Origin of the sequence: Methanorbis furvi (assembly GCF_032714615.1) — an archaeon.
Taxonomy (GTDB): Archaea; Halobacteriota; Methanomicrobia; order Methanomicrobiales; family Methanocorpusculaceae; genus Methanocorpusculum; species Methanocorpusculum furvi.
Genome location: NZ_JAWDKA010000010.1, coordinates 49,262 through 71,618, shown reverse-complemented (window position 1 = coordinate 71,618; position 22,357 = coordinate 49,262). Strand labels below are relative to the sequence as shown.

The following is a 22,357-nucleotide window of genomic DNA, read 5'->3' as shown; positions in this document are numbered from 1 at the left end:
CTATATTTTGTATCTCCCTCGTCATCTGAGGGGGGATAAGAACATAATTCCATATTGAGGTGAATCAATCCTTTGTTACGTCCATTTGAAACAATTAATGAATTTTTGGCACGAAAACCATTCTTAGTCGGTTGTTTTCTGATAATTATTTTAGCTTTTGCGATAATTGGGGCAATGGGTATTAGTATGGAGGCAGAGGGAATCAACTCTTCTGATTTTAGCAGCCATGCATCCTATGTTTCTGACAGTTATGACCGGCATTTTTCATCTGATTCGATTATCCTGATGGTACAGGCAGATTCTGTTACCGATACGAATATTGTCGAACGAATATATGCGCTGGAACGGCAATGGGAGAGCTATGACGGGGTGAATACAGTCGTAGGGCTGTATGACATTATTGCTGCTGCAAACGGCGGACTTATTCCTGTCAATCAGGCAAGTGTAAACAGTATCGTCGCATCTCTACCCACCGACACTCTCACGTCCCTTATGCCGAATGGTGAACTGACTCTCATAGTGATATCTGTTGATTCGGGGCTTTCGAGTGATAAGGTACAGAGCCTTTTGATGAATTTAGAGAGCAGTCTGTCGATTGCTGATATTCCGCCTGGTGTTACTCTGACATTTACGGGAAACTCAGCGATGATGAGGGATATGAGTAAGAGTATCGGAGCTGATATGATCACGCTGCTAGTTGCGGCAATCATTCTGATGATTATTGCCTGCCGGGTTTTGTTCAATCATGTGCGTAATCCGCTTCTTCCAGTAATCTGTGTCTCTATTGGTCTCCTTCTGACATTTGGCGTAATGGGTCTGGTAGGCCTCCCCATGTCGATGGTGACAATTGGTGCACTGCCGATTTTACTTGGTATCGGTGTTGATTATGGTATTCAGTTCCATTCAAGGCTTGATGATGAGGTTCGGGTCCACCCTCTGCCGACAGCAATAAAACTCACAATTACCAAAACCGGTTCTGCAGTATTTTTTGCGATGTGTGCAAGTGCTATAGGATTCCTTGCGATGCAGGTTTCCCGAATGGAATCAATTCGTCAGTTTGGATATGTGGCAATGATTGGTATTGCCTGCTGTTACCTCTCAGCGCTGCTGATAATCCCACTTTATGCACTGATTACGAACTACACGCCAAAACCACACACACCATCGTCATATAGTTCGTCAACCACGACGTTCTCTGAAAGATACAATGCTTTTCTGGGAAAAATGGCCGTAAAAATTGCAAAGTATGCAGTACCAATTCTTTTGATTCTTTGTATTGTTGGTGTGACCGGTCTGTTTCTGGATGAGGAAGTCCCAATTCAAACGGATACGAAGTCATATCTGCCTAATGATATGCCAGCAATTGTGAATCTCAACATGATGTCACGTGCTATGGGCGATACCGGAGGTTTTCCTGTGTACGTGCAGGGTGATTCGCTGACAAGTCCCGAGACCATAGAGTGGATGTATGACTGGGGAAACCATGAGCTTGCGCTCTATGATACACGGTTTACTTCTGTGTCCAGTATTGCAACGGTTATCGTTCATGCAAACAATGGTGTTCTGCCGACTACCCAGACAGAAGTTGATAGAATTCTTGACTCAATGGAGGATGCAGCTGTGTCTTCCTATCTGCTTGACAATTCTCAGGCAGTGATCCGGTTCGGGATGGTTTCGCTCTCAGAACCTCAACAGCGCTCATTATTGGAGTCGGTTACTGCAGACATCAATTTTTATCCGCCTCCGATAGGGGTTGAGGCACTTGTTACGGGAACGCCATACACATATGTGAATACCATGGATGATATCATGGGTGGCAAATCTCAGATGACATTACTTGCATTTGTCCTGATCTTCGTGTTTCTGGCATTGTTGTACCGCAGCTGGAGGAAAGCTCTCTGTCCGATCATTCCGATAATATTGATCATTGGCTGGAATGGGGCTGCAATGTACCTCTTCGACATCGAGTATACGGTTCTGACAGCAACAATGGGGGCGATGACGATAGGTGTTGCCGCCGAGTACTGCATTATGATGGTGGAGAGAATTTATGAGGAGATGGAAGTCTGTGATACTGAAACTGCGGTGGAACATGGAACCAGTAAAATCGGGACGGCAATCACCGTTTCCGGCTGCGCGACAATGTGTGGTTTCTCGGCATTGCTGTTTGCAAATTTCCCGCTCATTCAGGATTTCGGTCTGGTGACGGTTCTTGCGATGGCATTCACCCTGTTCGGCGCACTTGTTGCGGTTCCGGCACTGGTGTCGCTTATCCTAAAAAATTCCGAAAAAACGACGGCGGACGTAGGACACACGTCCCCATCCCTATGATCTTTTTTTATGTTTGCTCCAGACAGAATCCCCCTATACGAAATTCACCCGGTTATTCTGACAAAAACCCATGGGCATGTCACTTACTTAATATGCTATCCGCACTAATATAATAAGGAATTATAATTTTTCCCGCTCTGCCCTTCCAACAGACGCAGATTGGGAAAAACACCCACAAATTTCATTGTCGCATCGCACACCCGCGATGTGTAAGGAGATCTCTGTTCCATGACCAATAATTATGATGCGTCTCACATCACCGTTCTTGAGGGCCTGGCCCCGGTTCGTGAGCGCCCAGCCATGTATATCGGCAGCACCGATACCCGTGGTCTGCACCATCTTGTCTATGAAGTTGTAGACAACTCAATTGACGAAGCACTGGCCGGATTTTGTAAGCATATCGCAATCACGCTGAATGCTGACGGGTCCTGTACGATCGACGATGACGGCCGCGGAATTCCGGTCGACATCATGCCAAAGCAGAACAAAAGTGCTCTTGAAGTAGTTATGACTGTTCTGCATGCCGGCGGAAAGTTCGATAAAAATACCTATCAGGTATCAGGAGGTCTGCACGGAGTCGGTGTTTCAGTCGTGAACGCTCTGTCAACAAAGTTGACCGTAGAAGTGTTCCGCAACAAAAACGTCTACTCAATGATATTCTCCCGCGGCGGCCTTGTCCAGAAACTGGAGAGCCGTCCTGAAACCGCAGCAGAGTTCCGCGAGCGGTGCATCCGTCTCAGCAATCCGGTCTCAGCAGATCAGGACGAAGTTACCGGAACCCGCATCACGTTTCAGCCTGACGCGAAAATATTCGACACCGTTCAGTTCGACTACGACATCCTTGCCCATCGGTTCCGTGAGCTCGCATACCTCAACAAAGGCCTTGAGATCAAAGTTGTGGACAACCGCACCGGAGACTCAGATTTATTCTGCTACGAAGGCGGTCTCAGCGAATTCGTCGCCCACTTGAATGAAGGCAAAGAGCTGCTGCACAACGAAGTCATCTATGTGGACAAGTCCGACAACGAAAACAAGATCGAGGTCGAGATTGCCCTGCAGTACAACCAGACGTACGGCGAAACACTGTTCACCTTCGTCAACAGTGTCAACACCCGCGAAGGTGGAACACATCTTGAAGGATTCCGCTCTGCCCTCACTCGTGCGATCAATAACAGCGCACACGCAAACAAACATCTCAAAGATGACGTGTCTGTGAAGGGCGAGGATGTTCGCGAAGGACTCACCGCAGTCATCAGCGTGAAAATTGCGAACCCGCAGTTTGAAGGCCAGACCAAGATGCGGCTCGGCAACAGCAATGTCAGAGGTCTCGTGGACTCAATGGTCTATCAGGCACTGACCGAGTTCTTTGAAGAAAATCCAAAGGTCATTGCAGCAATCGCACGAAAAGCTCAGGAGGCAGCAAACGCCCGTGAGGCAGCACGCCGCGCCAAAGAGCTTGCGAGAAGAAAAAGTTCGCTTGAGATGTCTGGTCTCCCCGGCAAACTTGCGGACTGTTCCGAACGCGACCCGGCAAAGAGTGAGATCTATATTGTGGAAGGAGATTCTGCAGGAGGTTCTGCAAAGCAGGGACGTGACAGAAAATTCCAGGCAATTCTCCCGCTTCGTGGTAAAATCCTGAACGTTGAAAAAGCAATCGAGAACAAGGCACTGAAAAATGCCGAAATTCAGACGCTCATCTCTGCGATCGGTGCAGGATACGGAGAGATGTTTGATCCTGAACGCGCCCGCTACCACCACATCGTCATCATGACCGATGCAGATGTGGATGGGGCACATATCAGAATTCTGTTGCTGACCTTCTTCTACCGATTCATGAAACCGCTCGTTGAACTCGGATACGTGTATGTTGCACAGCCTCCGCTGTTCCGCGTGGCAAAAGGCAAACAGGAACGTTATGTCTACACCGAAGAGGACATGCGTGCCGCAGTCACCGAGTTTGGCGACAAGGGAATTTCTGTTCAGCGCTACAAAGGTCTTGGAGAAATGAATGCAGGCCAGCTCTGGGACACGACGATGAATCCTGAGAATCGTATCTTAAAGCAGATCAGAATTGAGGATGCAAGCTATGCAAACGAAATTTTTGAGAAACTCATGGGCGATGATGTGATGCCGAGAAAAGATTTCATTAAACGTCATGCAGGGGAGGTGAAAAACCTTGACATCTGAAGAACAGCAGCAGGTCGCCGAAAAGATAACCCACCGCGTTGCACCGATCAACATCGAAGACGAGATGAAAAACTGTTTCATCGATTATGCGATGTCGGTCATCATCGGTCGTGCGATTCCTGATGCACGTGACGGTTTGAAACCGGTTCACCGCAGAATTTTGTACGCGATGCTCCATGATGAGGGCAACACCAGCGACAAGGCCTACAAGAAGTCGGCAAAAGCTGTGGCTGCAACCATGGGTAACTACCACCCGCACGGAGACTCGGCAATTTACGACACGCTTGTCAAGATGGCTCAGCCGTTCTCGTACCGATACCCGCTGATTGATGGTCAGGGTAACTTCGGTTCGATTGACGGCGACTCGGCAGCAGCATACCGTTACACCGAGGCACGTCTGACGAAGGCAGCAGAGTCGCTTCTCGAAGACATCGAAAAAGAGACGGTTGACTTCGTCCCGAACTTTGATGAGTCTTCCGAAGAGCCGGATGTTCTGCCGAGCAGAATCCCGAATCTTCTGGTGAACGGAACAACCGGTATTGCGGTCGGTATGGCAACAAGCATGATGCCGCACAACCTCGGCGAGGTCTGTGATCTGGTGACGGCTTTTATTGACCAGCCGGAGATGACGGTTGAGGATATGATGAAGATCCTTCCGGCACCCGACTTCCCGACCGGTGGTATCATCATGGGTACTGACGGTGTGAAGAACGCTTACCTCACCGGTCAGGGCAAGGTTGTTGTCCGCGGTGTTGCGGAGATTGAGGAGCGAAAGAAAAACTTTGAACAGATTGTGATCACCGAAATTCCCTATCAGGTGAACAAGGCTGTAATGATCGAGAGGATCGCTGAACTTGTGAAGAACAAGCAGATCGAGGGTATCAGCGATCTGCGTGATGAGTCTGACAAGGATGGTATCCGCGTAATCATCGAGCTGAAGCAGGGTGTGCAGGGCAATGTGGTTTTGAACCAGCTCTACAAACACACCCAGCTTGAGAGCTCGTTTGGTATCACAAACCTCGCGATCGTTGAGAAGAAGCCGATGATTCTCTCTCTGTCCGAGATGCTCAAGCACTTCATCGCTCACCGCATGTCGGTTGTCCGCAGACGTTCGCAGTTTGATCTGCGAAAGGCCGAGGAGCGCAAACATATTCTGGATGGTCTCTTAAAGGCTCTCGATATGATCGATGAGGTCATCGCAACGATTCGCGGCTCGCCCGAAGTTGCGGCAGCTCAGGTTGCCCTTGTCAGCAAATTCGGATTCTCGGAGATGCAGGCTGACGCAATTCTGAAGATGCAGCTCCGTCGCCTCGCGGCTCTGGAACAGCAGAAGATCATTGATGAGAAGAATGAACTTCAAGTCATCATCGATAAGCTGAACTGGATCTTAGCATCTGATGCAAACATCCTGTCTGTTGTAAAGGAGGAGACCGCAGAGATTCGCGAGAAGTATGCGGATGACCGCAGAAGCAAGATCGATTACTCGGCAAACACCGACATGGATATTCTTGATTTCATCGAGGATAAGCAGGTTTTAGTGATGCTGACTTCGCAGGATTACATCAAGCGGATGCCGCTTGAGTCATGCCGTCAGCAGCGCCGCGGAGGCCGCGGTGTGACCGGTATGACGACGAAGGACGAGGATTCGGTCGATAAGGTGTTCCTTGCAAGCACGCATGATTATCTGCTCTGTTTCACGAACAAGGGCCGTGCGTACTGGCTGCGGGTGCATGAGATTCCGGAAGGCTCGCGCCAAAGCAAAGGAAAGGCGATTGTGAATCTGCTGAACCTGACCGATGAGGAGGTTGCAGCAGTTATTCCTATGAGAAGCTTTGACTCAGACAAGTATCTCTTCTTTGCAACGAAGATGGGCAAGGTCGGCAAGATGTCGCAGGAGCTGTTCTCCCGTCCGCGAACCGGAGGTCTGATTGCGATCACGATTCTTGACGGCGATGAGCTGGTGGATGTGATGGTTACTGACGGGTCCTGCGATGTTGTTCTGACAACCTGGCTCGGCCAGAGTCTGCGATTTAGCGAGGATGAGGTGCGAAACACCGGACGCGGCGCTCAGGGTGTAAAGGGTATTACGCTTCGCGGCACTGATGCGGTTCGTGCGCTGACGCTTGTGGAAAAGGATCATCTTCTGACGATCACTGAAGGCGGCTTTGGTAAGAGAACTCCGTTCGAGGAGTTCCGCGGCAAGGGTCGCGGTACGCAGGGCGTCAGAAATATTGTGACGAATCTTGAACGCGGCGGTGTTGTCTCTTCGATTGCTATTGGTGACGATGAGGAGATTGTTATCACGACTGCCGGCGGTGTTGTGATGCGCACGCAGGCCGGCGACATTTCTATTCAGAAACGCAGCACTCAGGGAGTGCGTGTTATCCGTGTGGATGTCGGGGACAAAGTGACGAGTGTTGCTGTTGTTCCTGCTGATGATGAGGCTGAGGAGGAGGGCGACTCTCCTGCTCCGGTCGATGAGACACAGCAGAATCTGCTCTCTGATGAAGGCGAAGAGTAATCTTCTCCTCTGATTTTTTTGAAAAAAAAAGTTTTTTTGTGGTTTTAGTGGTGTTGTCCATTAACCTCTCCCTCCCACGGAAAAACGGAAAACACAGAAATAAAAACATCACGGAGCAGACGTGAACACCACAGAATCCGAAAACAATTCATTTCCGTGATGTTCTCGTCTGCTCCGTGATATTTTTCTGTGAAATATCCGTGTGGTCCGTGTTTTCCGTGGGCGGAGCAATGAACAGTACCGAACAGTGTTTGCCAATAAACGAATTTATGGGCAAAATTGGTTTTAGTTCCAGATGATCTCAGGAGTTTCTCTTGGCGGAATCTGTGAGAATGCCACGCCCTGATATCCGATAAGCATGGCGTACTGCGGTGTCCAGTTGTCCGGGATGCCGAGAATTTTTCCAAGGTCTGGCTTGAGGTTGAGCATTGCCATGACATAGCCTACCCAGCAGGTACCGATTTTCAGACTCGGGGCAAAGATGTCGATGTAGGAGAGGGCGATGATGCTGTCGATGAGTCCAAAGTCCTGACCTGATTCAGATGCTGCGATCAAGAGTGCGGGAGCATTCCGGCAGATCGGGTCGCCTCCGGCATCAGCTCCGGCGATAAGCATTTGTGCGACTCCTGCTGCGGGATGATCTGCGGGAAGGGTTTTGAGGTATGCGACCGAGGCTTTGGTGAACTCCTGTACTTTTTTCGGGTCGGCGGTCACTGCCCATTTGACCGGATGGATGTTCGCAGCAGATGGAGCGTATGCGGCGATGTCGAGGAGGCGGTCGATATCCTCTTTTGCTACCGGCGTGTCCTTCCATATTCTGATCGAGCGGCGGCTTTTGAGGTACTGGGCAAGGAGGTCTGCGTCAACCCCTGAGTGATATGCTTTGATGTTTTCCGGTGAGGTGAAGTCACTGCTGGTTGTTGAGAGTGCGTTTGCCGGGCAGACTGCGATGCAGTGGCCGCAGGAGATGCAGGGACCTGCATTATTGATGTCAGGATTTTTTCCTTTTTCACCGGTAATTTTTCGTGTGGTGCATATGGTTGAGCAGAGGCCGCAGGATGTGCAGGCGTCTTTGTCGCAGATGATTGTCAGGGGTGATGAGAGAGCTGATTTCATTGATGATAATTAGGGATCTGGTGATAAAAAGAGCTTTGTGTATTGCCATGTTTGAGGCGTTAGGCGGTGGTAAATATTTCGAAACGCGAATAGCGCGAATAAAAAAATCGCCAATGGCGATTTTTAGGAAAGTATTAAATATCATATTTTAGATAGAAGCACAAATTTTTTTATTCGCGCTATTCGCGTTTCGAAATATTCGTCACCGCGTAACTCCTATTATGAAAAAAGTAAGTGAATCAATGGTGAGTGAACATGATTAGAAAAAAATCCACTCACCACTCACCCTGACCGAGCGAAGCGAGGGATGCGCGCCGGTAAAATCGTGTGAGTGTCTGAACGCCGTAGGCGTTCAGACACTCACATTACGATTTTAGCGGGTCGGTTAGTATCCTCTCGTAATAAAGAAGTCCACCATCTCAAAGATCAGATCCCGCTCCTCGGATGCAGGCACAACACTTGCAAGACCAGCCTTCGAATCAGCGATCATCTTCTCGGAAATACCGCGGACCTTGCCAAGCACACCTGACATCTCAAGAAGGGCAATTGCCTCGGCAATCTCCTCCTTTGTAAGATGATCCTTGTGGTACTTTGACAGATCAACACCCATCTCGCGTGCCGTGATTGCCAGAAGCGTCTGCTTGTTCTCACGAAGATCAGATGCCTGATCCTTACCAGAAATCTCAGGCGGCGTCATCAGATCAATGATATCATCCTGAATCTGGAATGCAATGCCTGTGTTCTGACCAAGCGTATAGAATGCCGCAATCTGCTTGGCATCTCCTCCTGCAAGAGCCGCACCGATACCGGCAGCAGCCGCATACAACACACCCGTCTTCTTTCGAACCATCTCAAGATACTCAGATGCTCGAACATCATTCCTAGTCTCAAAGGAAACATCCTCCTCCTGGCCTTCACAGATCTCATAACATGCATGAGACAGCATCTGAACAGCCTTCACCTTCGACTCAGCACTTGCATTCTTCACCGAACACAGATACTCAAACGCCCTTGCATACAAAACATCGCCTGCAAGAATTGCGGTTGCCTCGTTCCACACCACATGAACCGTCGGTCTTCCGCGGCGCAGCGAGTCGCCGTCCATAATATCATCATGAACCAGCGTGAACGTGTGGGTCCACTCAAGAGCAAGAGCAGCAGAAAAAATATCTGCCGAAGCACCCTTGCGGACAGCGTCTGCTGCAAGAAGAACCATTGCAGGTCTCAGGCGTTTGCCGCCGCCGAGCAGCAGATGGGCTGATGCCTTCTGCAGCGTCGTGTCGGTCGCTTTGCTGTACTCGTCCGCCTCCTGATCAACCTTCTCAGCAACAGACTTCAGATACTCAGATAACTCCATAATACACACTCTCAAATTTTTTTGGTTATTTCGGAAGAACCAGACGGTCTCCGTTCTGCATAATGTGAACATCACGGTTCAGCGTGTAGCCGAACTCGCGGCTGAGCGTCACATACCCGCCCTTCATCTCAAACGGACCATGGGACGGAACAATGTGTTCAGGGTTCAGCATCGAAAGCAGATCATAATGCTCCTGATAATACGCGTGTCCCGTAACATGCAGACCATCAAAGATGCGGGCACCCTGCCGCAGCAGCAGACGATCAACCTCGGCACGCTGTGCATAGTTCACCGGGTTTGGAATAATGTTTGCGGAAAACATTACCTTGTCACCCTTCTCAACCTTGAACGGTGTCTCGCCCATCGCCATGCGGGAAAGCATCGAGCCCGGCTCACCCTGGTGACCGGTTACCACAAGAAGGAACTTTTCCTTTCCTTCCTTTGCAACGCGGCGAAGCATCCGGTCGGTGGTCTTGCGGTTGCCGTAGATGCTGGTTCCTTGCGGGAACGCAACCATCTTCATGACCTCTGCAGTACCGTTGTACCTCTCCATCGATCTGCCGAGGAGAATCGGGGTCCGGTCAATCTCGCGTGCACACTCGGTGATGGATTTGATCCTCGCAATCTGTGATGCAAACGTCGAGACAATGATCGCGTTCTTATCATCCTCGCAGCGGGTGATAGCATCCCGCACGCGAAGCCGTGCCACCTGCTCACTTGGAGAGTAGCCGCGGTCATCAAGATTCAGCGACTCAACGATCAGGAGCTTCACGCCTTCTTTACCGATCGCACGCAGACGTGCAAGGTCCGGAGCCTCGCCGATCACCGGCGTCATATCCAGTTTGAAGTCGTTGGCATACACCACACAACCGGCCGGCGTGTGAAGCACCGCAATTGCCGAGTCGATGATACTGTGCTGAATGCGAACGAATTCAAGCGTCAGATGCTGCGAGATGGTGTACTTGCCTCCGGCTTTCAGCGCGAAGGTCTTGTTCGTCACCGAGAACTTGCGCTCTCCCTCAATCTGCTGTTTGATCAGTTCTGTCGTGTACGGTGTTGCGATGATCGGGCAGTTGTAACGGTGGGCAAGTTTCTGAACCGCACCGATGTGGTCAAGGTGGCCGTGCGTACAAACGATCGCCTTCACCGTTCCCTCGACAGAGTTCATCACCGTGTCGTCAGGGATTGCACCAATCTGGATCAGATCCAGCGAGTGCATGTTCTCCATTTCTACATTGTTGTTTCCTGATATCGGGTCAAGATACAGACCCATATCAAAGATAACGATCTCTTTGCCGACGCGGACCGCGGTCATATTCCTTCCGACCTCGTTGTATCCGCCAACAGCAATGACTTCTATGTCAACCATTGATATTCTCCAAATTAATTGTGGACCATTGTGACACCGGCATTATTCGCGGGTCATCTCCCGCAGTGCTCCGGTAATATAGGTCCGTGCGGACTGAAGGGAGGAGATGTTTGCAGAGCCGGTCAGAAACATTGCCGCACGAAGCTGGTAATGAATCGAGTCAACGCTTGCATACATCTCCTCTTCGCCGGACAGTGCCGGAGAGAGCAGGGGAAGAGCCATGCCCCCGAGGGTTGCCCCGAGAGCTATTCCTTTTGCGATGTCAAGACCTGAGCGCAGCCCGCCGGTTGCGATCACAGGTCCTTTTCTGGTCCCGGCTACCTCAAAAACACTCAATGCTGTTGGAATTCCCCACGTAAGGAGGGAGTCCCCAAGTTCCCGGAGTGCTTTATCACCGGCAGCCCCGCGCTCATCAGCGCGGATTCCTTCTATCTTCGCCCACGAGGTTCCGCCGACACCTCCGGTGTCAATGGCGGCAACGCCTGCATCCCAGAGCTGGGACGCGACCTCGCGGGAAATTCCGTTTCCGGTCTCTTTGACGATGACCGGAAACTTCACATCTTTACAACACTGCCGGATTGCCTCAAGACACCCGACCGCGGAGCGATCACCCTCAGGCTGAATTACCTCCTGCAAAAAGTTCAGATGAATGCAGAGAGCATCAGCATCAATCATCTCAACAGCGCGTTCCGCCCACTCGGCACCATGCTCAGCAAGCTGGACGGCACCAAGGTTTCCGCACACAAAAGCATGCGGAGCGGTCTCGCGGACAATCGCAAACGAGTCGGCAAGCTCAGGCTTTTCCAGAGCCGCACGCTGGGAACCAACACCGATACCAAGCCAGTACTTTTCTGCGGCAGCTGCAAGAACACGGTTTACCTCAGCAGTATCCGGATGGCCGCCGGTCATTGCCGCAATAAACAGCGGAGAGCCAAGACGTTTTCCGAGAAACTCAACCGAGAGATCAATCGCGTCCATGTCGCATTCGGGCAGGGCACAGTGCACGAGATGCACATCGTCAAAGAGCGTGGTTCCTGTCTCGATGTTCTCCTGACTGCAGATACGCAGATGATCCATCTTGCGTGATGAGGTAAGTTTCGCCTTTGTCATGATTTCGTTACCGAACAGTTGTTCCGCCGTGCTCGTGGTCTTCAAGGAAGTCCATCACACGGGATATATGAAAGAGGTGCGAAGAGATGCCGGCGTCTGCAAGAAGCAGAAGCTCCTCAACTTTTCCTCGCATCCCTCCGGTCACATCAGTATTCGAAGAGTCGCCGAGATCAATGGACCCGACATTTTCGCGGGTGATGACCGGGACAACCGAACCTTCAGAGAGAACTCCGGGCACATCGGTTGCAACACCGACGCGGGTCGCACCAAGAGCCTTCGCCATCGCAGGAACGATCTGATCGCCTGAGACGATCACTGCTCCGCGGACGGTGTCCATCACCACATCGCCGTGCAGTACCGGAACAACGCCGAGATTGAGCATTGCTTTGATCTGTTCCTCGCCTGAGTAGAGAAGGCGTCCGTTCTGTGCAAGACTGCTGCAGAACGGATGCATGCAGACCGCATCAACTCCTTCTTCGCGAAGGAGTGCAACGAACTCTTCGTTGAGTCTGCGGACGGCAAAGTGCGTGACGGCAATGCCTTCCGCATTTTTTTCAGTGACACCGTCCTGAATGTGATAGGCTTTGGCTTCCGGATGGCCGCAAGAACCTGCGCCGTGAACGATCACGAGCGGCACCGACTTTGCGATCGGCGCAATCTGTGCGGCAAGTTCACGAATCCGTGCAGTGTCAATCACACCTGCTTCGGATTTTTTGGTGACAACGCTTCCGCCGAGTTTGAGTACGGTAATTTCACTCATCTTTTTCCTTCCGTGCGCCTTCAGTGTCAATGGTGGTGATGATGGCGCGTGCATCGCATCCTTCGATTGCGCCTGCAACACGGTTGCGGGAACTCTTCGAACAGATTGCATACATGCATCCGCCGCCGCCCGCACCGGTCGTCTTCGCTCCGTGCGCTCCGGCGGATCTGGCGGCAAGCACAAGTTTGGAAAGCATCGGATGACCAACACCGAGCGCGTCAAGAAGCGCATGGTTCATGTTCATCAGGTTTCCAAGCTCTCTCTGGTTGTCGAGACTGTGCATCGCCTGCATGGTGATGGCACCAATCGAGTCAAGAATCGGTTCTGCAATGTCAGGCGAGTTCCTGCGAAGGTCGGCAACTTTACCCACCATCTCAGACGTGCTGTGCGAGACGAGCGTGTTACCGATGACGAGGGAAAAGTTCTGCGGCGGCAGAAGACGACGCTTTTCACTGCCGCGGACCAGAACCATGCCGCCGAATGTGCAGACATAGGTGTCGGTCGCGCTGGCACGGCCGTTCTGTGCGGACATCTCCACCTGATGGGCGAGATCCGCGATCTCGGTCTTGGTCTTTTTGAGCTCGAACTCGTCGTTGATGGCACACAGCGTTGCAACCGTTACGGCAGCTGAGGAGCCGAGTCCGGATGAACTCGGCAGCTGGGATCTGACGTAGACGCTTCCCTTGACATCCATTAACCGGAAGCATTCGGCGATGTAGGGGGAGTTTGGTTTCTGGTGGTACCTGGACTCGCGGACCGTGACGATCACGCGGGGTTTGATTGCCATCGCAATGCCCGGCTTTCCGTACACGACCGCGTGTTCACCAAAGAGGAACACTTTGCCAGGCGCACTCCATGTTGCCATCTCAGACGACCTCCACTGCTGCGTAGCCGACAACCTCTCGGTCGTCGCCGGTCGCATCGCCCGAGGTCTGGTACATGATCAGTTTTGCTTCGCGTGCGCCGAGATGTTTGCAGACAAGCATCATCACGGCGATGCATCCGTACCCGCACATGGATGGTCTGACATCCATGAGCGTCTTGTAAAACTGATCAGCATCAAGTTTTGCTGCTGCGGCAAGGACGGTCAGGTCATCATGCTCGGCAACTTTTGCCGGAACATAATGCGAGCCGTCGCCGGAAGCAATGATGACGACTCTGTCGCTTGCGGTAGAGGTCGCATCAATCGCTTTGGCGATTGCATCAGCAACCGTGCGGGCTGATGCCAAAGACTGGTCACCGAGAAGTACCGGCACAACTTTTGCCTGCGGGAACCGGTAGCGGATGAACGGCATCTGCGTCTCAAGAGAGTTCTCCTGAACACGCATCAGATCATTGCGGTTCGGAATGCCCGCATCAGCGAGAGCGGCAACAAGTTCTGCATCAGCCGCGACCGGACCAAGAGGCGTTTCCCAAGAACAGTCCGCGGTTACGGTCATACATCCTGCATGGCTTGGACCGATAATCACGAATGTTCCGGAAAATGTTTCGGGAATTTTCGCATAAGCGCATGCAGCAGTTTTTCCCGAGTAAACGTAGCCTGCATGCGGAACCAACACACCGTACGGAGAGGTTACAGACGTAACCGTAGAAGAGAAAAATGCGTTGAGCAGAGATGCCAGTTCCTCAGCGCCGGCCGGGTAAAACATACCCGCAAGTGTTGCAGGCCGCACTGTCGCCGTACCGGCTGAGGAACAGCATGCAGAAGTTTCCTCTATTTTCATGGATATCAAACGGGTTTTACGCCGTAACCAAATTTTTCGTCCGCCGATCCCGCGAAAGATACTATTGAGATATTGCGGACCGGCATGTGAAGGTGATTATGTGTTGGTTTGGCGGGGCTTTAATGATTGCGCCATGGAGGTTTTATGAGTCGCCCACCGAAAACACGGAGTACACAGAAGTAGGCACAGAAAAACATCACGGAACAGACGTGAACATCACGGAACTCTAAAACAATTCATTATTTTTGCCTCAACCACCGAGCACCTCATAGATGAAAAGGGCATCACAAATCCGAAAACAATTCACTTCCGTGATGTTCACGTCTGCTCCGTGATATTTTTCTGTGAAATTTCAGTGTGTTCCCGCGAAGCGGGAAGCAGGCCGCAGGCATGCGTTCCGTTTTTCCGTGGGCTGCCTGGAATTAAAGACACAAAATCCAACAAACAAAAGTTCACAAAAAAGAAAAAAATTGTATCTGAGATATTTAGAACTCAGACTCGAAGTCTTCAAAGGTCAGAGAGGACACAATGCCCTTCTGCTTCAGAAGCTCGCGGGTAAGCAGGAAGTAGACCATGGAAAGGGCCTTGCGACCCTTGTTGTTCGTCGGAATGACGAGATCAACATTGTTGGTCTGGTTATTGATATCACAAAGTGCAATAACCGGAATACCGCACTGGACTGCTTCGGTGATTGCCTGTGCATCTCCGATCGGGTCAGTGACAATAACAACTTCCGGCTCAACGTACTTCGGAAGGACCGGGTTGGTGAGCGTACCAGGGATGAACCGTCCCACATGAGAGATTGCACCAATCGTGCTGGAAAACTTCTGTGCAGGGTACTGACCGTACTGACGTGACGTCACCACAAAGATCTTCGGAGACTCGTAGCGTGCAAGGAACTTTGCCACCTGCTTGATACGCTCATCGGTCTTTCTGATATCAATGATATAGAGACCATCAGAGCGGACGCGGTAGATGAACTCCTTCATGTCATCGTCTTTCTGCTGGGTACCGATATGGACACCGGCTGCCAGATACTCTTCTACAGATACTAACGGTTCGTTTAATTCAATTCCAAGTTCATTGTCGGTCATTTTACAAATGCTCCTCAATTCTTATAAGTTCATTTAATTTAGCAATACGCTCGCCGCCCACAATACCGCACTTCAAAAAGCAGCAGCCAAAAGCTGTGCCGAGATGTGCAATAGTAGTGTCGGTTGTCTCACCGGAACGGTGGCTCATAACCGTCTCATACCCGTAGTCACGGGCAAGACGGATAGTCTCAAAGGTATCAGTCAGGGTTCCGATCTGATTCGGTTTGATCAGGACGCAGTTTCCTGCCTCAAGAGCAATGCCCTCTTCAAGCCGCTCCACATTGGTAACGAAAAGATCATCACCGCAGATTAATGTGTCACGGCCTGCGACCTCCTCGGTCAGCAGTGCAAAGCCTGCAAAGTCCTCTTCCTGAATCGGATCCTCAACATAGACCAGATTATACTGATCCACCAGTTCGGCAATGTATGAGATCTGCTCCTCAGTAGTGCGCTTTGCATTCTTATACACATACCGCTCAAGATCAGCATTCCACATCTCGGAAGCCGCGACGTCAAGACCCATGCGGACCTCAATTCCGGTCTCGTCCTGAACCTTGTTCACTGCTTCGGCAACAATTTCGAATGCTTCGGCATCGCTGACGTGAGGAGCCCATGCACCCTCGTCACCTTTGCCGCAGCCTTTTCCGCGCGCGACAAGAATGCTCTTCGCCGTCTTGTGCACAAGTGCATTGGTGAAGACAGCTTCGCTTGCATTTGCAGCGCCGGTCGGCACAATCAGGAACTCCTGAATGTCGGTTGCATCCACTGCGTGGGCACCGCCGCCGATCACATTGCCGAGCGGGAGCGGGGTCTGGTCCACGAAGGCCCCCCCAAGGAACTGGAAGAGCTCCATGTTCATTGCAGATGCCGCAGCTTTTGCGTTTGCAAGAGAGAGTGCAACCGCGATGTTTGCACCGATACCGGAAAGATCGTCGGTCGCATCCACCACATGGAGCACCTCATCAAAACCGCGCTGATCCTGGGAATCAAGATCAATCAGCTCAGGAATAAGGCGTGCCTGTGCATCCGCAATAGCCTCGCGGCAGGGGCGAACCTTTGCCTCGTAGATACCGGTTGATGCACCGCTGGGAGCGCATGCGCGTCCGTATCCACCGCTTGCAGTCAGAATTTCCGCTTCAATGGTCTCATTGCCGCGGCTGTCAAGAATTCTCCGAAGAGTAATTCCATCAATTGTGGTCATATTACAAAACCTCTACCTTCTCACCGATGCGGCGCTTCACAGTAATAGGCACCATATTGCTATCGTACTCAACCAGCGCGATCTCAAGCGGATCGATCTTTGTGGTTCTGACGAGAATAGGAGCACCCATCGAGATCTGTAACGCACGAGCACCGATGATTCTGGCCCGTTCATAACGAGTGTATATCATTGGTAATCACATCCATAAAACATAAAATGGAAAAATGGGGTCGCTGAGATTCGAACTCAGGTCACTACGTCCCGAACGTAATAGGATGGTCCAGGCTACCCTACGACCCCGCATCATTCATGCATCACGTGTAGGGATACAGCTCATCAACCGTCTCTTTATGCGAGAGAAGCATGCGTCTGCAGCAGTACCGATCAAGTCCAAGAGAGTCGAGAATCTCTTTCGGGTCCTCACCGGCAGCTTTGCGCTGTTGATATTCTTCCCATACCGTGGAAATTACTTTACCACAGGTGAAACATCGAACTGGTATCATTAGTTATCCTTCTAAGCTTATTAATTTGTTGTTTTGCAAAGGGAGGGGAGATCCCTCCTTTTTGCAGAACATATGTTCTGAAAGCGAATTTAACGGTACGACTTCTGGAACCGTGCACGTGCACCGCGTCCATGCGGCTTCTTGGCTTCCTTCTGACGGGAATCGTTGACAAGAAGCGTACGGTCGTAGCTGAGGTAAACCTCTTTAATGCGCGGATCGTTGGTCCAGTTAAGGATGCCGCGGCCGAGTGCAGTACGAACTGCCTCTGCCTGGCCCATGACACCGCCGCCGGAGACTTCAATCTCAACATCGGCGCCGTCAATTGCACCCGGTGCAAGAGCGATTGCCTCGGCAATCTTCATGCGGATGATCTCGCTGCCGTAAACCTCGAGCGGAACCGAGTTGATACGGACTCTGCCCTTGCCCTCTCTGAGAGTTGCGCGTGCAATTGCCGTCTTTCTCTTACCGCTGGTGTTAATGATCTTCATCTTCTTCCACCTCTTAGTACTTTGCTCCAAGGTTGGTGCTGATTGCACCAACGGTAACGTAGCGTGCGCTGCTTAACCGGTCACGGTGTGCTGCCTCAAGAACCTCTGCCTCGGCATCCTTCAGCTCGTAAGGAACACCGACATAGGCCTTGACACGGCGGAACGCTGCTGCTCCGGGCCGGGTCTTGTACGGAATCATACCGCGGACAGTGCGTTTAACGATCTGATCCGGGCGTCTTGGGTAGAACGGACCGCCTTCAACTGAACCGCGGACGCGTTTTACATAGTACTCTTCCATAACCATCGCGCGGGAACCGGATACGATTACTTTCTCGGCGTTAATGATAGCAATCTCCTCACCGGCAAGGATGCGCTGAGCGATAAGGCTGCACATTCTTCCGAGAAGAAGATTCTCTCCATCGATAACAGTTACCATTTTTCAGTTCACCTCAGGATACGGACACGGCTGCCTTTCGGGTTTGCTGCAACAAGCTCTTCGATTGTCATGCAGCTGCCTTTGGCTTCCATGATTTTTTCACGCGCAGCGTCGGAGAAGTTGAGTGCTGCAACCTTGACGGGTGCGGCGATCGTACCTGCTGCCAGGACTTTGCCCGGAACAATGATGATCTCATTCTCGCTTGCGTAGCGGCTAATCTTTCCGATGTTAACCTCAGCGTAGTTTTTGCTGGACGTGTTAAGGCGTCCGGCAATCTCGCGCCAGATATTGGCCTCGTTTTCCCGGGATGCCCGCTTGAGCATACCAATTAAGGATTCGAGGCGGGGGTTTGTCTTATTCATTTACAGTCCCTCCGTGGATATGTCCTGTAATGCATCAGTCAGGTCTGTGGATCGTGACTTGATATGCAGCAGTGCTCTTTCGATGATCTCTTTGACCGGCAGAGAACCGTCGCTCTCGACAACAAAGACGAACTTCGTGCTGTCGGCACCAATGGTGATTGCGGGGTTTTCGCCGATTCCGCTGTTCATGCATGCAGTCTGACACAGACGACACATGGAACAGTCTTTTTCTTTGCTTTCGCCGTTTACTACGCGGACACGCACTTTGTTCTCGGATATTTCAAGAACATTGCGGGGACATTCGTCGACGCATTTTTTGCATCCGTCACAGGTGTCGTGGATGGTGATTACCGGGAACTCTTTGTAACCGCATGCAAGCGTCGGCTGCCATTTGGCATGCTCGCTGCCGGTGTTGAGTTCGGCGACCGCTTCCAGAACAACCTTCTGGTTTTCCCAGAGCTTGACGATTGGCACGTTGTTATGTACCGGAACGGTACGCGGGTCCATGGAGATCAGATCACCTGAGGTGACCATTTCCGGGCCTTCAACGCTTAAGGTGAAGGTGACAGTACATTGGGGACAGCCAACACCTTCGCAGGAACATTCGCTGCGGCGGACAAACTGGGACAGATCCGTTTTAATCGGAACCATACCGAGCCGGTGCGCAAGGATCTCGTCAAAGAGAACACTGGTGTTGTCATAGATGCGAACGTCTTCAATGGCAAGGGTTGGTACCTCACCGATCATAGAACGTCTGAGAGCGTTTGCAAATGCCGGGGTCGCTCCGCTGATAGTAAACCGTGCGACAGAGTCATCAAGCCTGCTGAATACAAGATCCATTCAGACTCTCCTGCCTCTTCTCCCACCCGCCGGGCGGATGCTGTCGTGCGGTACCGGAGTCACATCTTCGATTCTTCCAATACGCATACCTGCACGGGAAAGTGCACGGATAGCGGCCTGGGCTCCTGGTCCCGGAGAGCGCTGCTTTCCGTTTCCGGGTGCACGGACACGAATGTGAAGTCCGGTGATTCCCTTTTCTTTTGCTGCCTGGGCAATGTTGATCGCCATCTGCATTGCTGCATAGGGGGATGACTCATTGCGGGCCTGCTTGACGACCATACCACCGCTGCTCTTGCAGATGGTTTCTGCGCCGGACAGATCGGTGACGGTGATGATCGTGTTGTTAAAGGAGGCAAAGATATGTGCAATGCCCCACTTTTCAGTTGCTTCTGCCATAGTTACGCCCTCACATTCATAATACGCTGGCGTTCACCGTTTGCTGAATCTGCAAGGCCGGAGGTTGCATAGTATGCAATGCCTGCCTCTTCGGAAACGGAAACCATGTAACCGGGCACGGAGACACGCTGGCCGTTGATGGCGATGTGTCCGTGGGTGATCAGCTGGCGTGCCTGTTTCGGGCTGCGTGCAAGACCCTTGCGGTAGACGATGGTCTGGAGGCGGCGCTCAAGGATGTTCTCAACTTTTAAGGTAAGAATATCATCCATTGCGGCGTTTGCACCGACCATGCCGTAGCGCTGAAGGGTGTTGATCAGCTCGTCGCGGCGTGCAACGGTTTTCGGGGTCTCGCCTGCGGCGGACATCATAGCGAGCACTTCACGAGCTCCCCCGCGGTGTTTGCGAAGGACTTCGGTTGCTCTCCAGATCTCACGCTTGTTACGAAGACCATAGGTGATTGCAAGTACTCGCTCGCTCTCGATACGCGACTTTTCGAAGCGGCGTTTCGGTGAGGAGTACTGTTTGGTGTTCTTTCCTGGGTATCCCATTTTATCTCACCTGAGTGTTAGTTTCTCCTCTTGGAAACACCGACAATCTTTCCGAACCGTCCGGTGGACTTGGTGCCCTGACCACGTACCTTCAGGCCGTTCTCATGACGAATGCCGCGATAGCAGCGCATCTTCTTCATGAGGTTGATGTCGTCTTCTTTTGCGAGCGCAAGGTCGCTGCCGTAGAGGTGCTTCGGTTCTCCGGAGTACACATCTACCGGGCGGTTGACCATCCATGCCGGAACTGAGGTCGGGTACGCAAGTACCTGTTCCTCAATACGCGCGACATCTTCGTCTGCAAGAAGACCCATTGTTGCATGGGTGTCGACTCCTGCACGGCGGGAGATGACGAGTGCGGCGTGGAGGCCGATGCCCTTAATTCCGGTCAGCGCAAGCTGTACCGGCTGGGTACCGTCCAGATCATTGTTAATGATCCGCACAAAATATTTCAGTTCTGACTCTTCAACCATGATAGTCGCCTCTCAGTGGAGAGATAAGTCTCATACGTTATGAGCGCTTCGTACTCCTGAACGTCGGGGATTGTTTCACCCCGCAATAAGCGCAGACGGAGGGATTTGAACCCTCGAGTCCCAGGGGGACACAGGTTTAGCAAACCTGCGCCATACCAGGCTTGGCTACGTCTACAGAGAACTCCGCATCTTACACCTGCAGAGACTGCAGGCAGCGCAAAAAACCGCGAACAGTTTCGTGCACTTTCGACACTCGCGATGCTGTACTACACAGGTTTCTGTGCAACACTTCCGGGACATGCCCGATACACCGCTCCACTAAATTGAGTGCTCTAATACATAGGGAGTGGGATGATATAATACTTGTGTCAGGGGCTTTGCACCTTTGTGCATGAGCCTCCCACGGAAAAGCAGAACACACTGAACTTCATGGAAAAACATCACGGAGCAGACGTGAACATCACGGAATTCTAATACAATAGGGCTTACAAGAAGATGAATATCATTGTCTGATATGAAAATCAAATATCGATTCAAGTTACATCGGGGAGCTTGATGCGAAGTATCAATAATATTTCCGTGATGTTTTTTTTCTTCCGTGTGTTCAGTGCTTTCCGTGGGCGACTCAGAAATAATAATAATAATAATAATGCACCATTCAAAAAAATTAGGAGGCAGGAACTGCTGTCACCGTGTTCTGATAAAATCCGGTCATCACATCAGCCACCTCATATGGTTTTTCCACAAAGATCTCATGTGTACAGCCCTTGAACTGAACAAGAGACGCCCCCGGAATTTTTTCCGCAACAACAAAACATCCCTCGACCGGCGTGACATCATCCTCAGTTCCGACAATGACGAGAACATCCAAGGTAACATTTCCCAGCTGATCGGTTACCGGCACAGACTCTTTGATGGCAACAGACTCATAGTAGATTCCCTGCTCAGTTGCAGGATCGGCAATTGCACTCTCCACGACATTCATTAAAGACCGGCAGTACGGCTCATGGGGTGACGGCGTAACGGATGCAAGGACAAGCCGGATGATTGCATCAGGATGCATGACCGCAAACTCAAGACCGATCGTGCTGCCCATTGAGTGGCCGAACACATACATCCTCTCATAGCCAAAGGCCTTGACCAGAGCGGCAGCATCGTTGGTAAGCTGATTCATTGTGTACGGAGTTGACGGATCATTGGATGAGTATCCCATTGCGCGATGATCATACACATAGACATGATAGTCGTCGGCGAGCGAAGAGATGAACGTTGGATCCCACCCGTCCATCGTCATCCGGTATCCCAGAATCATTAACAGAGGATCAGCATTTGATGTACCAAACTCCCGGTACGCGATTGTGACATTGTTTACCTCGACATACTGAACCGGAGTGCTGAGATACCATTCCGTCAGATTGACAGTGGAGACCTCGGTCTCTGTGATCGTCTGGGAAACGATACACCCCGCAGCAAAAACAGACAGAACAAGAAAAGAGAGCAGAAAAACGACAGACAATATTTTTCGCATAGTACAACTAATTTCA

At 51.4% G+C, this 22,357-nt stretch carries 22 protein-coding genes and 2 tRNA genes; 3 read left to right on the top strand and 21 right to left on the bottom strand.

Going from position 1 to position 22,357, the window contains the following annotated elements:
* Positions 1 to 72 precede the first annotated feature (72 nt).
* The 3 genes from McpAg1_RS08725 (at position 73) to gyrA (ending at position 7,039) form a co-directional block, all read left to right on the top strand.
* Complete coding sequence (locus McpAg1_RS08725; RefSeq protein WP_338094925.1) at positions 73 to 2,331, top strand: hydrophobe/amphiphile efflux-3 (HAE3) family transporter; 2,259 nt, start codon at positions 73 to 75, stop codon at positions 2,329 to 2,331.
* A gap of 228 nt (positions 2,332 to 2,559) precedes the next feature.
* Positions 2,560 to 4,518: a DNA topoisomerase (ATP-hydrolyzing) subunit B gene (gene gyrB / locus McpAg1_RS08720; protein ID WP_338094924.1), complete on the top strand. Its 1,959-nt coding sequence runs from the start codon at positions 2,560 to 2,562 to the stop codon at positions 4,516 to 4,518.
* Positions 4,508 to 7,039: a DNA gyrase subunit A gene (gene gyrA / locus McpAg1_RS08715; protein ID WP_338094923.1), complete on the top strand. Its 2,532-nt coding sequence runs from the start codon at positions 4,508 to 4,510 to the stop codon at positions 7,037 to 7,039. Before gyrB ends, gyrA begins: the two co-directional genes overlap by 11 nt.
* A 285-nt stretch (positions 7,040 to 7,324) precedes the next feature.
* Here the strand turns inward: gyrA and McpAg1_RS08710 are convergent, their stop codons facing one another.
* The 21 genes from McpAg1_RS08710 to McpAg1_RS08610 all read right to left on the bottom strand — a co-directional run bounded on the left by McpAg1_RS08710 (position 7,325) and on the right by McpAg1_RS08610 (position 22,341).
* A complete protein-coding gene (locus McpAg1_RS08710) occupies positions 7,325 to 8,155 on the bottom strand; it encodes a nitroreductase family protein (protein ID WP_338094922.1) in 831 nt (276 codons plus the stop codon).
* A 385-nt stretch (positions 8,156 to 8,540) separates the two neighbouring features.
* Positions 8,541 to 9,512, bottom strand: a complete 972-nt coding sequence (locus McpAg1_RS08705) for a polyprenyl synthetase family protein (RefSeq protein ID WP_338094921.1) — start codon at positions 9,510 to 9,512, stop codon at positions 8,541 to 8,543.
* A 25-nt stretch (positions 9,513 to 9,537) separates the two neighbouring features.
* Complete coding sequence (locus McpAg1_RS08700; RefSeq protein WP_338094920.1) at positions 9,538 to 10,881, bottom strand: RNase J family beta-CASP ribonuclease; 1,344 nt, start codon at positions 10,879 to 10,881, stop codon at positions 9,538 to 9,540.
* Between the two features lie 42 nt (positions 10,882 to 10,923).
* Complete coding sequence (fni, locus tag McpAg1_RS08695; protein ID WP_338094919.1) at positions 10,924 to 11,991, bottom strand: type 2 isopentenyl-diphosphate Delta-isomerase; 1,068 nt, start codon at positions 11,989 to 11,991, stop codon at positions 10,924 to 10,926.
* A gap of 7 nt (positions 11,992 to 11,998) precedes the next feature.
* Positions 11,999 to 12,751, bottom strand: a complete 753-nt coding sequence (locus McpAg1_RS08690; protein ID WP_338094918.1) for an isopentenyl phosphate kinase — start codon at positions 12,749 to 12,751, stop codon at positions 11,999 to 12,001.
* Positions 12,744 to 13,616 (bottom strand): mevalonate kinase, encoded by an 873-nt coding sequence (gene mvk, locus McpAg1_RS08685; protein WP_338094917.1) that lies wholly within the window; start codon positions 13,614 to 13,616, stop codon positions 12,744 to 12,746. The genes McpAg1_RS08690 and mvk overlap by 8 nt, the downstream gene beginning before the upstream one ends.
* A gap of 1 nt (position 13,617) precedes the next feature.
* Positions 13,618 to 14,475, bottom strand: coding sequence for an AmmeMemoRadiSam system protein B (amrB, locus tag McpAg1_RS08680; RefSeq protein WP_338094916.1), 858 nt, complete (start codon positions 14,473 to 14,475; stop codon positions 13,618 to 13,620).
* A gap of 485 nt (positions 14,476 to 14,960) precedes the next feature.
* Positions 14,961 to 15,569, bottom strand: coding sequence for a 30S ribosomal protein S2 (gene rpsB, locus McpAg1_RS08675; RefSeq protein ID WP_338094915.1), 609 nt, complete (start codon positions 15,567 to 15,569; stop codon positions 14,961 to 14,963).
* A 1-nt stretch (position 15,570) separates the two neighbouring features.
* Complete coding sequence (gene eno, locus McpAg1_RS08670; RefSeq protein ID WP_338094914.1) at positions 15,571 to 16,770, bottom strand: phosphopyruvate hydratase; 1,200 nt, start codon at positions 16,768 to 16,770, stop codon at positions 15,571 to 15,573.
* A 1-nt stretch (position 16,771) separates the two neighbouring features.
* A complete protein-coding gene (locus McpAg1_RS08665; protein WP_338094913.1) occupies positions 16,772 to 16,960 on the bottom strand; it encodes a DNA-directed RNA polymerase subunit K in 189 nt (62 codons plus the stop codon).
* Positions 16,961 to 16,995: 35 nt separating this feature from the next.
* A tRNA-Pro gene (locus McpAg1_RS08660) sits at positions 16,996 to 17,070 on the bottom strand.
* 14 nt (positions 17,071 to 17,084) lie between these two features.
* Positions 17,085 to 17,273: a DNA-directed RNA polymerase subunit N gene (locus McpAg1_RS08655; RefSeq protein ID WP_011833612.1), complete on the bottom strand. Its 189-nt coding sequence runs from the start codon at positions 17,271 to 17,273 to the stop codon at positions 17,085 to 17,087.
* 89 nt (positions 17,274 to 17,362) lie between these two features.
* Complete coding sequence (locus McpAg1_RS08650) at positions 17,363 to 17,761, bottom strand: 30S ribosomal protein S9 (protein WP_338094912.1); 399 nt, start codon at positions 17,759 to 17,761, stop codon at positions 17,363 to 17,365.
* Positions 17,762 to 17,774: 13 nt separating this feature from the next.
* On the bottom strand, positions 17,775 to 18,197 hold the full coding sequence (locus McpAg1_RS08645) for a 50S ribosomal protein L13 (RefSeq protein WP_338094911.1): 423 nt from the start codon (positions 18,195 to 18,197) through the stop codon (positions 17,775 to 17,777).
* 8 nt (positions 18,198 to 18,205) lie between these two features.
* The gene (locus McpAg1_RS08640; RefSeq protein ID WP_338094910.1) at positions 18,206 to 18,559 is read right to left on the bottom strand and encodes a 50S ribosomal protein L18e; all 354 of its coding nucleotides are present in this window, start codon (positions 18,557 to 18,559) and stop codon (positions 18,206 to 18,208) included.
* Complete coding sequence (locus tag McpAg1_RS08635) at positions 18,560 to 19,399, bottom strand: DNA-directed RNA polymerase subunit D (protein ID WP_338094909.1); 840 nt, start codon at positions 19,397 to 19,399, stop codon at positions 18,560 to 18,562.
* Positions 19,400 to 19,795, bottom strand: coding sequence for a 30S ribosomal protein S11 (locus McpAg1_RS08630; RefSeq protein ID WP_338094908.1), 396 nt, complete (start codon positions 19,793 to 19,795; stop codon positions 19,400 to 19,402).
* Between the two features lie 2 nt (positions 19,796 to 19,797).
* Complete coding sequence (locus tag McpAg1_RS08625) at positions 19,798 to 20,343, bottom strand: 30S ribosomal protein S4 (protein WP_338094907.1); 546 nt, start codon at positions 20,341 to 20,343, stop codon at positions 19,798 to 19,800.
* A 17-nt stretch (positions 20,344 to 20,360) separates the two neighbouring features.
* Positions 20,361 to 20,813, bottom strand: coding sequence for a 30S ribosomal protein S13 (locus McpAg1_RS08620; RefSeq protein ID WP_338094906.1), 453 nt, complete (start codon positions 20,811 to 20,813; stop codon positions 20,361 to 20,363).
* Between the two features lie 90 nt (positions 20,814 to 20,903).
* Positions 20,904 to 20,988, bottom strand: a tRNA-Ser gene (locus McpAg1_RS08615).
* Between the two features lie 492 nt (positions 20,989 to 21,480).
* Positions 21,481 to 22,341, bottom strand: a complete 861-nt coding sequence (locus McpAg1_RS08610) for an alpha/beta fold hydrolase (RefSeq protein ID WP_338094905.1) — start codon at positions 22,339 to 22,341, stop codon at positions 21,481 to 21,483.
* Positions 22,342 to 22,357: the final 16 nt, after the last annotated feature.